Source organism: uncultured Desulfobulbus sp. (assembly GCF_963662935.2).
Classification (GTDB): domain Bacteria; phylum Desulfobacterota; class Desulfobulbia; order Desulfobulbales; family Desulfobulbaceae; genus Desulfobulbus.
Genome location: NZ_CAXXTL010000003.1, coordinates 414,201 through 426,987, shown reverse-complemented (window position 1 = coordinate 426,987; position 12,787 = coordinate 414,201). Strand labels below are relative to the sequence as shown.

8 protein-coding genes and 1 pseudogene are annotated in these 12,787 nt (G+C 54.8%); 4 read left to right on the top strand and 5 right to left on the bottom strand.

What is annotated here, in order from left to right; genetic code table 11:
* The first annotated feature begins 23 nt into the window (after positions 1 to 23).
* Entirely contained in the window at positions 24 to 2,138 is a 2,115-nt protein-coding gene (locus ACHZCX_RS20640; protein ID WP_319589093.1) for a SulP family inorganic anion transporter, read from the top strand.
* Between the two features lie 193 nt (positions 2,139 to 2,331).
* Positions 2,332 to 2,608, top strand: a pseudogene (locus tag ACHZCX_RS20635) (nitroreductase family protein); the annotation flags it as partial.
* Between the two features lie 130 nt (positions 2,609 to 2,738).
* Here the strand turns inward: ACHZCX_RS20635 and ACHZCX_RS20630 are convergent.
* Positions 2,739 to 4,379, bottom strand: coding sequence for a fatty acid--CoA ligase (locus tag ACHZCX_RS20630; protein ID WP_319589092.1), 1,641 nt, complete (start codon positions 4,377 to 4,379; stop codon positions 2,739 to 2,741).
* Positions 4,380 to 4,975: 596 nt separating this feature from the next.
* Here ACHZCX_RS20630 and ACHZCX_RS20625 point away from each other — a divergent pair.
* Together ACHZCX_RS20625 and ACHZCX_RS20620 are read left to right on the top strand one after the other, a co-directional pair.
* On the top strand, positions 4,976 to 6,775 hold the full coding sequence (locus ACHZCX_RS20625) for a sulfatase-like hydrolase/transferase (protein WP_319589091.1): 1,800 nt from the start codon (positions 4,976 to 4,978) through the stop codon (positions 6,773 to 6,775).
* Positions 6,776 to 6,789: 14 nt separating this feature from the next.
* Positions 6,790 to 8,097: a helix-turn-helix domain-containing protein gene (locus ACHZCX_RS20620; protein ID WP_319589090.1), complete on the top strand. Its 1,308-nt coding sequence runs from the start codon at positions 6,790 to 6,792 to the stop codon at positions 8,095 to 8,097.
* A 54-nt stretch (positions 8,098 to 8,151) separates the two neighbouring features.
* Here the strand turns inward: ACHZCX_RS20620 and ACHZCX_RS20615 are convergent, their stop codons facing one another.
* From ACHZCX_RS20615 to ACHZCX_RS20600, 4 genes are all read right to left on the bottom strand, one after another.
* Entirely contained in the window at positions 8,152 to 9,789 is a 1,638-nt protein-coding gene (locus ACHZCX_RS20615) for a glutamate synthase-related protein (RefSeq protein ID WP_319589089.1), read from the bottom strand.
* Between the two features lie 272 nt (positions 9,790 to 10,061).
* Complete coding sequence (locus ACHZCX_RS20610) at positions 10,062 to 10,775, bottom strand: GAF and ANTAR domain-containing protein (protein ID WP_319589088.1); 714 nt, start codon at positions 10,773 to 10,775, stop codon at positions 10,062 to 10,064.
* Between the two features lie 18 nt (positions 10,776 to 10,793).
* Positions 10,794 to 11,036, bottom strand: a complete 243-nt coding sequence (locus tag ACHZCX_RS20605) for an Lrp/AsnC family transcriptional regulator (protein ID WP_319589087.1) — start codon at positions 11,034 to 11,036, stop codon at positions 10,794 to 10,796.
* A gap of 396 nt (positions 11,037 to 11,432) precedes the next feature.
* On the bottom strand, positions 11,433 to 12,758 hold the full coding sequence (locus tag ACHZCX_RS20600; protein WP_319589086.1) for a M18 family aminopeptidase: 1,326 nt from the start codon (positions 12,756 to 12,758) through the stop codon (positions 11,433 to 11,435).
* Positions 12,759 to 12,787: the final 29 nt, after the last annotated feature.

Below are 12,787 nucleotides of genomic sequence, written 5' to 3'. Positions count from 1 at the left end.
CCCCTTCCATCGGATCTCGTCTCATGGTAACTCAACTGGCTGTGCGCTTCTTTCCGTTTCTTGCCTGGTTTCCCCTCTCCATAGTTATTCTGCGCGGCGACTTGATCGCCGGAATCATCGGTGCTTTGGTGCTGGTACCCAAGGCCATGGCCTATGCCCAGCTTTCCGGTCTCCCTCTCCAGTTTGGCCTTTACACAGCCTTGGTCCCTGCTGTCCTCGGGGCCTTATGGGGTTCGTCGCGGCAGTTGGCCACCGGGCCAGTGGCCATCGTCTCGCTCATGACCGCAGCTGCCGTTACACCTCTGGCCATTCCCGGATCCGAAGAGTATATCGGCTTGGCGCTGCTGCTCACCCTCATGGTGGGCTGTGTCCAACTCGTTCTTGGAGTGGTCAAGCTCGGCAGTGCTGTCAATTTTGTCTCTCATCCGGTTATTCTCGGTTTCATGAATGCGGCGGCCCTCATTATCGGCCTCTCTCAAGTGGACCTGCTGCTAGGGATTCCCAAGGGCCGCAGCGAGTTTTTTCTCAAGGATATCTGGGAAATGCTCGGATATCTGCCTTTGGTGCACTTGCCCACCCTGGTCATGTCGGTCTTCAGTCTGGCGCTGATGTTGGTCGTGAAAAAGATATCGACTCTGGCGAAGCCCGGCGTCCTGATCGTCGTAGCCGTCACTACCCTGCTGAGCGCCTTGGCCGGTTTTGAACACAATGCCACCGGAAAAATAACCGAGATCGCCACGCCGGAGGCCAGGGAAATGGTCAAGGGCTATAATGATACCGCCCAGCGGATTGATGAACTGAGCGCTGGCTATACCAGCCTCTCCACACGATTACGGCAGGCAGAGAAAGAACAGGGCTCCCGGGCGGCAGCTGATCTGCGCTATCGGCTCGATCTGCTGGATCTCGACATCAAGGCTCTTGAAGTTGAAAACCGCAGCCGGTTGCGCGGTATCCGGAAGCTGTATTTTGTCCGGGGTAAGGTAGAGGAAGGCCGGGCCGCCGTTCTCTATCAGATGGGCCAGGCTCCGGCTGATCTGCAAACGGATGGCCGCCAGTGGCACATCAAGAAGATCGAGAAGGGGGATATGAAGCTGATCGGCGGTGGCGATGTGGTCGGCACGATTCCTTCCGGTCTGCCTTCGTTCCGTCTGCCCGCTATCAGCATTGAAGGTGTGCTCCAACTGTTGAGCGCGGCCCTGGTCATAGCCCTGGTTGCCTTTATGGAATCCATCTCCATGGCCAAGGCCATGGCCGGCAAGGCCAAACAGCGTGTCGACCCCAACCAGGAGCTGATCGGCCAGGGGATAGCCAACATCGGTGGCTCCTTTTTTCAAGCGTATCCGGCATGCGGCTCTTTCACCGGTTCAGCCATTAACCTGCAGGCCGGGGCAAAGACCGGACTGGCCATGGTGTTCAACGGTTTTTTTGTGGCTGTCACTCTGCTGTTTTTCACCCCCCTCATCCATCATCTGCCCAAGGCCGTGCTGGCGATGATTATTCTGCTGGCGGTAGCCGGGCTGGTTACCCCTAAGGCGTTCAAGCATACCTGGAAAGCCAGCCGGCCTGATGGCATCGTTGCGCTGATCACCTTTGTTGTCACCATGCTGGCCGCGCCTCATCTCGACAAGGGCATCATGATCGGCGCAGCCCTGGCCATCGGACACTATCTCTACCGCACAATGGCGCCGCGCGTCGCCATCCTCGGCCGCCATTGTGACGGTACATTGCGGGATACCAAGGTCCATCCCGACCTTGCCACTTCGACGCGGATGGTGGTCATACGATTTGACGGTTCGCTCTATTTCGCCAATGTCGCCCATTTTGAGGATGCGGTACTCGGCGCCATGGCAGATCATAGAGAGGCCAAGTATCTGCTCGTGGTCGGGGACGCCATCAACTCTATTGATTCCTCGGGAGAGGAAATGATCCATAATATGGTGGCGCAATTGCAGCAATCGGGGGTGGAAATCGTTTTTTCCGGGTTGAAGAAGCAGGTGCTTGATGTGATGCGGGCCACCGGGTTGTTCGGATTTGTCGGGGAGGCCAATATTTTTGCCACCGAGGACCAGGCCTTGGCCGCCATTTCCCTGCGGCTGGGCGATGAAGCCAAGTGCGACGCCCTGTTCTGCCAGCCCTGAAGGGGGACGAAAGCGGAGGACAGCACATGGAAAAAGAGGCTGGCCACGAGAGGGCATGCGAACGCGTTGCCGGTTATCATCAGCGGAGCAAGCATCATCTGGACCGCTACGCTAAGGGACCTGACCAGATGGACTGAGCGGCCCAACCCGATCCGTTCCGCCGTTTTCCAGTGAATCGGAGGTGCATTTGCCTCTGGCGGAATTCGACGCGGCGCTGAGCGCCGGGACCTGGTGGTATCGCCGTCTGTTCTGGGAAGCCGGGATGGATCGGTCAGGCTCTCTACCTGGAAGCCGAGGCGGCGGGGTTGCGGGGTACGGGCATCGGTTGTTTTTTTGACGATGCCGTTCATGCGTTGTGCGGCTTAAACGAAATCCGTTTCCAGGATCTCTATCATTTCACCCTTGGCGGTCCTCGCACTGACTCGCGAATTCAGACCTTGCCCCCTTACGGGCATCTGCGCCGGGCTTGACGACGGCTTTTTTTATTCCTTACTGCTTGCCGGTCCATGAAAGGAGAAGAGGGGCGTCACCTCAAATGGCGCCCCTCTTCTTGCTGATCAGTTCAATCCGGCCCGGTGTCCGGCGCTGTTAAATATTTGTTCAGGGCAGATATTTGACCCGCAGGGTCTTTTTGTCGGTCTTGCCGACGCTGGTCTTGTCGATGGCCTCGACCACCTTGACCTTGAGCAGCATGGCCTGCTTGGAGAGCAGTCCCTTGTCAATGAACTGATTGATATGGCTAACCAGTTGCCGAGGTGTGGGCATGGTTGCATCTTTTTTCGGCACCACTAGAGCCAGGGGCCGTTCCCCCCATTTTTTGTCGTTCATGCCGATTACCGCCACTTCACCGACTGAGGGATGGAGGCCAATGACATCTTCCAGTTCCAGCGAGCTGAGCCATTCGCCGCCGGTCTTGATCACGTCTTTGATGCGATCGGTGATGTTGACATAATTTTCATTGTTGATATTGGCGACGTCGCCGGTGTGGAGGTAACCGCCTTTCCACAGATTTTCTGAATTACGCTGATCCTTGAGATACCCCTGGGTCAGCCAGGGGGCGCGGACCACAAGCTCGCCCACCTGTTCGCCATCACGGACCACATCGTTCATCTGTTCATCTACCAGCCGTAACTGCACCAATGGGATAGGACGGCCAGTCTTGCAGCGCACGGTGACCTCATCGTCTGCTGCCAAATCTTCCTGGCTGACATGGGCGATGGTGAGGATCGGGCAGGTTTCGGACATGCCGTAGCCGGTGAAGACGTCGATGCCGCGGCTCAGCACTTTCTGGCACATCACCTTGGTCAGCGCCGATCCGCCGATCATTACCTTCCAGCGGGATAGGTCGATCTCCTCGAAACTGGGGTGATTGATCAGCATGTGCATGATAGTAGGCACGCAGTGGGAAAAGGTGACCCCTTCCCGGGCGATCAGCTGCAAGATCGAGCCCGGAGCGTATTTGCCCGGATACACCTGTTTGATGCCGAGCGAGGTGGCAACATACGGCAAGCCCCAGGCATGGACATGGAACATCGGCGTTAAGGGCATATAGACATCTTGCTGGTGGAGCCTGCCCTGGGTCATTGGGGTACCCAGCGCTGCCAGGTTGCCGAGTGTGTGCAGCACCAATTGCCGGTGGCTGAAGTAAACGCCCTTGGGCATGCCGGTGGTGCCGGTGGTATAGAAGGTGGTGGCCCGGGTGTTTTCGTCGAAATCCTCGAAATCGAAGGTGCTGGCAGCCTTGGCCAGCAGGGCCTCATACTCGCCAGCCAGAGGAATTGAGGTCTGGGGCGGAGTGTCGAGATCGGTGAGCAGGACATAGCGCTTGACCGTATCGATACGCCCTTTGATCTGTTCGATGATCGGCAGAAACTCGTCGTTGACCAGGATGTAATCGTCCTCGGCGTGATCAATGGTGTAGAGAATCTGTTCCGGGGAAAGCCGGACATTGATGGTGTGCAGGACCGCGCCGAGCATCGGTACGGCGAAAAAACATTCAAGATAGCGGTGGCTGTCCCAGTCCATCATTGCAACCGTGTCGCCCGGTTTGACGCCCAAGGCGGTGAGGGCATTGGCCAGGCGGCAGACGCGGCGGCGCATTTCGCTGTAGGTGGAACGGAGCTGGTCGCGGTAGATAATCTCCTGGTCAGGATTGTCGACGACCGGAGCAAGGAACATGTTTTTAATCAGCAGGGGATAGTCATAGGCCGAGGCTGTGCGTTGGATGAGCGTGTTGGTCATGTGATCGGTCCTTTGTGTGGGAAACAGGAGGAAAGAGAACGGTCTTAAAACCAGGTGCTCACCAATACTGAACTGACGCTTGCTTGTCAAACAGGTTCAGTGGGGCAGTTGAAATAACGAGGAGCGTTTCTGGTATTCTTGTCCCCCAAGCTCCGGATTGCAACTTCGGGTTCAGCCGCTGTGCCTCTCGATGGTGGTTGTGGGCTAGTGAGGAGTGTCTTGGTGTCTTTCTGATGGTGTGAAATGGGTTGGTGTGTACATGGGTAAGCGCAACGCAGCGGGTCGAACCAGCGGCGACTATGGAGCTGTTCGCGGCAAAAGATCCCCTGCAAGCATTCTGACGAGCATCTTTGGGGAACCCTAATGAGAGCGAAATTTAGTGTTTTATGGCACTCAAGAAGGGTAAGGAATATTTTCACGAATGCTATTTATTAAGGCGCTAGGGTACCATGTGGTGGTAGGAGAAATATATTGACGGATTAGTTTTCCGTTATGATAATGTTTGTGCTTGATAAAGAGCTTATGTCTGAAGTGTGATCGACTCTTTTTCGTCCTCCGAACCTCTTCCATTCACCTGTCGTCCTATCTGATTGTCCATGGCTGCCACTTGCATCGCCGCAACTCTTGCGCTGAAAGCGCGTTTTGTTGCCAATAGAACCGCGTATCTGCTTTTTAACCGTTATACTGTCTTTCTTCTCGGTGTGTACGCATACTCCCTAATCATCCTTGCCTTGGGTGGCCTGGGCGGCATGTTTGGCGCCATTGAGGTCCAGTCAATGTGGTTATTTCAGTTGGACGAACTCAGGGGAGTCTATCTGAAAAGAGAGTACCTGGAGCTGATTCTGCTGTTCTATTTCTACTGTTACTTCAATATGATCCTGCGGCCCTCCCGCTGGCAGGCGCTATTGGCGGCGGTGCCGCTGTTCTTGGCCTATCTTGGCCAGGATATCTATTTTCTGATGTACAGCAGTGTCTTTCGGTTCGCCGAACTGTCCGAGGTTCCAGAGTTGTTCAGGGTGCTGTCGTGGCCGTATATCGCCATGTTACTGGTGTTTGTCGTGCTTCCGCTGGGCTTTTTTCTCTGGTCCATCAATTATCGCCGGTTCGTGGTTCTTATTGCAGGGGCCTTGCCGCCCGCCCTGTTGATTTGTGCCGCCGTCTATTTTCCCGAACAGTACACCAGCACCTACCGGAAGGTGGGCGAGGAAATAGTCTACTGGTCCGATGCGGACAGCGCGGAAAACAACGGCCGCTTTATGATGCTGCTTTTCCGGGAGGCCGAACGGCATCTTATGCGGGTCAAGACCGAGACTTTTCGCAATCGCCCCCAGTACGATGAGCAGGCCCAACAACTGGCCGGCTGGATTCGGACCAATGGCAATAAGCGCAATGTCCACTTGGTGGTGATGGAGAGCTTTCTCGACCCGACGCTGTTCAAGGGCGCCACCTACACCAAGGACCCGTTTCACCCCAATTTCAAGAAGCTTTTCGGCAATAAGATGGGTTTTTCGCTTTCCCCCGTGGTCGGCGGCAAAACCGCCCAAGCGGAATTTGAGATCTTGTGTGGCGCCCCCGCCTTTGAGGAGATGTCGGGGGTGGAATTTAACAGTTTCACCGGATCGGCCGCCCACTGCCTGCCGGGTACGCTGCAATTGGCCGGCTATCAGACCATGGCCTCCAATGCCTATAATCCGAGCTTTTTTAATGCTCCCACCGCCTATAGAGGAGTGGGGTTTGCCAAGATGTTTTTTCCCCGCGAATATGCCAACGGCAGTGATACCTACCTGGCCAAGGGCGACACTTCGGGCGAAAAGGAATATATGTTTGATGGCACTATCTTTTCTCAGAATATCGATTTTATCACCCCTTTTCTCAAGGACAACGACGGGCCGCCGCTGTTTAATTACGTTCTGACCATATATGGGCATTTCCCTCATCTCCTCAACGAGGAAAAACGGCCGCAACTGTTGAAGATGATTTCCGATTTCAAAGATCCGCAACTTGAACGGGCCGCCAACCAAATGTTTTATCGTTCCGAGGCGGTGGCCGACTATGTCAATCGCCTACTCACGCTCGATGCCAAGAGTTTGATCATTTTGGTGAGCGATCATCTCCCGCCCGGTCAGCACGGCCGCAGGAGTTTTCAGAAGCTCCGCTACCTCAACAATACGGATGATAGTCTACGCATGAACCGGATTATGATCATTGAGGAGGGCAAGGTGAAGAAGTTTGCCACTATCCATCATTACGACATCCCGGCCATGGTGCTCAATTCGATCACTAAGGGGGCTTATTGCAAAGAGCACAGCTGTGGTTTTGCCGAGAATAAGCTGCTCGATGACCGCATGAAACGACATGACGACTACATGCGGGTCATGGCGCATGCCTCAGAGTGATTGGGGAGGGACGCATGGATGCCATGAAAAAGAAACGGGTGTCGTCGGGGATTCCACAGCTCGATAGTCTGCTCGGCGGTCTCTATATCGGTGACAATGTCCTCTGGTACGAGGATGCGGGCAGCTTTTCCGCCACCTTCTGCGTCCATTTTATTCGCGAATCGCTGGCGCTCAAAAAACCGACGATTTACGTCAGCTTTGATCGTTCTCCAAAAAACGTCGTTTCTTTTCTCGGGCCGCTGGCCGAAAGCCAGAACTTCACCATTCTCGACTGCTTCACCAACGGTAAAGGGAATCGCTCCGAGGTTTTTAATAGATTCTACGAGAAGGACGGCGCCCAGTGGCCGTATCAGGTGATCAGAGTCAACGATCCTGCCAATCCTGCTCAGGTGGGAGAAGCCATTTATGGCCTACACGGCAATCTTTCCGGCGATATCCGTTTCATCATGGACAGTCTCACCGGCATGCAGGATCTCTGGGGTGGCGAGGAGCAGGTAACCAAATTTTACGCCCGGACCTGTCCCCGGCTCTACGAACTCGACACCATCGCTTATTGGATTGTCGAGAAAAGCGCCCATACCAGCCGCTTGAAGGCCAATATCAACAAGATCGCTCAGGTGGCCATCGACCTGTCGGTGAAAAATAGCCAGCCGGCGCTGAAGATTCTCAAGGCGGAGAAACGCAATTCGCAGTTTCTCAACGACCCACAATCCTTCAGTTGCGAGGAGGCGGAGATCGCCTTCGACCTGCCGAAGACCCTGCCGGGACGATTCGATCTTGGCGGTACAATCAAGGCGATGCGCAAAAAACAGGGTCTGAGTCAAAAAGAGCTGGCCGAGAAGACCGGCGTTACCCCCAGTAGTATCTCCCAGATTGAGAAAAACCTTATCTATCCGTCCATCCCGGCCCTGTTTCGTTTGGCCGAGAGCTTGTCAGTTGAGGTGGCCTCTTTTTTTGAAGATCTGACAACCGACCGGCAGGGATGTGTCTATCGCGGCAGCGAGGGCGTGAGCGTCAGCCTGGAAAAGGCGCCCAAGGGGTTAATTTCCGGGACCCGGCTGCTTCCGCCGGACACGAAGGACGCAAGCGTTGACCCCTACCTTCTCAAGATCGAGCCGGGCAGTAAGCTGGTGAATCATTTTTTCAGCCACAAGGGCGAAGAAATGGGCTATGTCGTGAGTGGAACACTCGCCCTGTGGGTAGATGGGCAGAGGCACGAGGCGGGAACCGGTGATTTCGTCTATCTGACCAAGCAGATTCCGGAGCAGTGGGAGAATGTCGGCGAAAACGCTGCCGAGCTACTGTGGTTGAAAATCAAATAATTGCTTTTCATTGCCGGGCAGGTTGCCCCTGCCCGGCAATGAAAAGGTGGTGCATCAAGCGGCCAAGATTTTTTTGGCGCTCTCATCCTTGGCATCGGTGATATAGGTGATGCCGGTTTCACTCGCTGTTTCCCGGTTGCCGGCAAACAGATCATTGCGGGTAATTTTGTTGAGTTGGAACTTTCTTGCTCCGGCCATCAACTGCTGCAGGCCGCAGGCCAGTTTGTCCGCCATAGTCCACATGGCGATCGCCCCGTACGGAATATTCTTCATTTCATCCTTGCCCACTTTTTTCTGAACATCGTAGTAGGAGGCAAAGATCTCTTCCGGCGTTCCACCCATGGCGCTGATGCTGGCCGGCAGTTTATCCCAGTTGCCGTTGAGCTTTTCCTTTCTTTCCGGATGCAGTGCACCCTCGATGTTGGCGCCCAGAAATCCTGGGATCATGATGCCGCGTCCCATGCAGATCAGCTTGGTAAAAGGGGCGCCGAGTGCGATCCCTTTGAAGATGCTGTCTTCAAGCGCGAAACCGCCGGCAAAGGAGAGGTCGACCACCCGTTTTCCCTGAGCGGCCAGGATGCTGGCGTATTCGTAGGCCTTGGAATGGAGGTTGATCGAAGGCACACCCCAGCTCTGCATCATGTTCCAGGGGCTCATGCCGGTGCCGCCGCCTGAACCGTCGATGGTGAGGAGGTCCAGTTTGGCGTCGGTGGCAAATTTGATGGCCATGGCCAGCTCTTCCATGCCGTAGGAGCCGGTTTTGAGCGAGATGCGTTTGAAGCCGATTTTGCGCAGGTAATCAACCGACTTCATGAAATCCTCGCGGACCAGTTCAACGGAATCGAGATTGGTGCCGCCCAGCCGGCTGTGACGGGCAAAGGATTTGATCGCTCCTTTTTCATAGGCCATCTGGACTTCAGGCGAAGTCGGATCAGGGTCAACGATATAGCCGCGATTTTTGAGGAACTGGGCATACTTGATGCTGGATACCTGAATCTCGCCGCCGATATCTTTGGCGCCCTGGCCCCATTTCAATTCAACGATGCAACGGTCGCCGTATTTGCCGACCACATATTCAGCCACGCCATTTCGGGTGTCTTCGACGTTCAGCTGGACGATGATCGCCCCAAAATCTTCCTGGTAGCGCAGGTAGGTGTCAATGCGGCGGTCCAGTTCAGGAGCCTTGGTGATTTTACCGTTATTGATCTCAGAGGCCTTGTCGACGCCGACCACATTCTCACCGACCACGATCGGAATACCGACCAGTGCGCCGCCAATGGCAAAGGAATCCCAGTACTTGGCCGCGATGAAGGTCGAGCCCAAGGCACCGGTCATCAGGGGGATTTTGCTTTTGGTCTTGACCTCGTTGCCGAATTCCGTGGTCAGGTCGACATTGGGGAAGATACAGTTGTCCGCATCATTGGAAAGACCTTGGGCCATGCCATGGGCGCCATAGGCGTATCCCTGGATCCGCAAGGAATTGTAGGAAACGCCCACATGGGTGGTGTTATTAGCCCCAGCCGTGACAGTGCCAAAGTCGCGCGGGTATAGGAGTTTTCGGCCGACGAGGCTCGATTTCCAGGTCTCACACTGGCCCATACAATCGGCGCGGCACAGGGTACACAGGCCCGATTCTGCTGGATTTCCTCTGTTGGTGGTGCCCAAAACATCGTTACTTTTTGCAAAGCGCATAATTACCCTCTTGTTTTTTGATTAAAATACCTGCAGTTACCATTGTGCAGGCGTATGTGCCGACAAAAAAAGGCGTCTGTCCCTGGAAGAGGGGGACAGACGCCTTTGTCTTGTCATGGTATCGAAAAATTGAACCGAACGCACGCCGTTGTGGGTTCAGTTTGCTAGTTAGAATTTATTATAACTTAATTTATATGTCAATACATAAGTCAATGTCGAGTGTTCTTTCTCTGGTCTCGACCACTGCATTTGGTTGTGGAAGCAGGCGGGGGCTAATAGAGTTCATTCGAAAGGAGAATGGCTTCGGCCACCTCCAGCATGGTTTTGCGGGAATCCATACTCCGCTTTCTGATCCAACGATAGGCATCGTCACCGTTGAGTGACTGTCGCTCCATAATGATTTCCTTGGCGCGCTCAATTTTTTTTCGTGCCTTCAACTCCTCCTCAATAATCTTGGTGTTGATGATCAGTTCGGTGTTGAGAATGGCGACGGCCGCCTGATTGGCCACTGTGGTGAGTAGGTTGATGTCGGTTTTGGAAAACTCGTGGGGAACGGACGTGAAGCAGTTGAGCACCCCGATGATCTTTTCCTTTTTCCCCTGGAGCGGTACACCCACCATGGAAACCAGGCCCAACTTTCTCGCCATCTCCTTTTCCTTGAAAATCTCGCACTGCAACACGTCCGGTATGACCAGGGGTTTTTGGGTGGAGATAACATACCCCACGACCCCCTCATCCAGATTCAGAGAGCGATCGATCATATATTCCGGTTCAATGGCCTGGGTGGCTTTGAGACGGATTTTCGGCGGGTTGGAGTTCTCGTCCACCAGCCAGAGGGAACAGATGTCGACCCCTGTGACTTTGGCCACCACCATGACGATCAGCTTGAAGACATCCTCGAGAAAGAGATCCGAGGTGACGGCCTGACTGATGTCCATCAAGGCCTTGATGTAATGATCGTAACTCTGGTGATGGTTGTCTGGCATGGTGTGGGGCCAAATGCGTTAATGGGTGGTTTGTTTTTCCAGATAGTGCATCCCTTTCTGGGTAATGAGAGAGAGCTGGTTGTCCACGTTGCTTTCGATGACGCCCATGTCGTTGAGTACCTTGAGCAAGAGATGGGTTTCGGGCAGGCTGAGATTGAGTTGATTGGCAATGTCGTTGGAGTTAACCAGTTGAGGGTTGGGATTTTTCAGATTTTGCGAGAGAATGTGCAGGATCTGGAGTTTTCTGGTGGCGATCGACATAAGGAGCCTCTTTTTTGGAATGCAGTGCTTTCTCTTGTGGTTGGGTGATCCTCTGGTCAGGCTGAAGAGGGGGCCTGGTTCTGTTTTTGATTGCTTGGCAAAAGGGGCAAGTCAGGAATAGGTCGGAGGGTTGTTTTCCGGCCGCTCTACTGATCAGTCGCAATCGGAGAAGTATTACCGTGACTCAGCAATCCAGGCAACAAAAATTCATTTAAAATTAATTTTTAAATACTTAAATAATTTTAAATGAATTTAGCAGCCGGTGCGGTGGGTCGTCGAGAGGAAATGCGGGTCGTTGGTCCCTGGGGAGAAGGGCAAAGGGGGGAAATCTATTGCGGAGTGCGTGGAGGCACTTTGAAGAGCGCTGCAGAGAGGCAGCGAAGGAGTGTCTCTTGGCTAAAGAGCGATTTCCGGGCAGCGGATCCGTTCATCCTCTTCAGAGAAGAAGGTGGCCATGGCCTGCAACAGATACCAGCCGTCGAGATGGCCGACGGTTTCGCGGATTGAGTGCATGGCCAGTTGCGGCACTCCGACGTCAACAGTGGGAACACCGATCTCGGCGGCAGTCAGGGGGCCAATGGTGGAGCCGCACGCCAGGTCGTTGCGCATGACGAATTGCTGGCAGGGTACCTTCGCATTTGTGCAGAACTGGCGGAACAGGGCTGCGGTCAAGGCATTGGTGGCATAGCGCTGGTTGGCGTTCATTTTGATGACCGGGCCCCGATTGAGCAGCGGCAAGTGGTCTGGGTCATGTTTGCCGGCAAAGTTGGGATGGACCGCATGGGCGTTATCCACCGAGACGAAGAGCGAGCCCGCGATGGCCCGTTGCCTGAGGGCAGAGTCGGGGTAGATACGTTCCAGCACACTTTTGAGAAAGGGGCCTTGTGCCCCAGCCGTGGAAACGCTGCCCACCTCTTCGTGGTCATTAAGGACGATGAGGCGGTTTTGTTGGGTCTCGGCCTGCACGAGCGCCTGAACAAGGGCATGGCAGGAGAGGAGGTTGTCCAGCCTGGAACCGGTGATCAACTCGTTGTTTAGCCCAACCCGGCAAAGCGGCTGGGTGTCGTAGAGGAACAGGTCAAAGGCGAGAATCGTCGCATCGGCGGCGGTCGGGTCCTGGCGAGAGAGCTCGCTGGCAAGGAGGGTGTGAAAATCCGGAGGCGATGATTCGCCGGAGAGCATCAGCAGAGGCACAAGGTCGGTTTGCTTGTCAATACTCCGCTTGCTGTTGACTTCGCGGTCCAGGTGAATGGCCAGACTGGGTATGGTTGCCACCGGGCGTTGGAAATCGATCAGGCTGCAGTGCAGGGGACCGCTGTTCCGGCACCAACTGACCCGTCCGGCGATGGACAAATTCCGGTCAAACCAGGGGGCAAGAAGGGCGCCGCCGTAGATTTCGACTCCGATCTGCACAGAGCCATGCCGTAACTGCATAGGATTTGGTTTGATCTTCAGACCGGGACTGTCGGTGTGGGCACCTGCCATGCGCAATGGCCTTCCGGATTGCGAGCTATGGGCCAGGGTGAAGGCTACCAGGCTGGCGTCGTTGCGGATGACGAAGTAGGAGCCAGGCCCGAGTGTCCCCCATGCCTCACCTTCGTGCAGGCGTTGAAACCTCTGGCCGCTGAGGATGTTTACACTGCTGGCCACTGCATGATACGAGGTCGGTGCTTGGTTGATATAAGAAAAAAGATCGTCGAGGTAGTCGCTTGTTGGCGTCATCGGATTCGGTGTCGGTTAGTGGAGGAGAG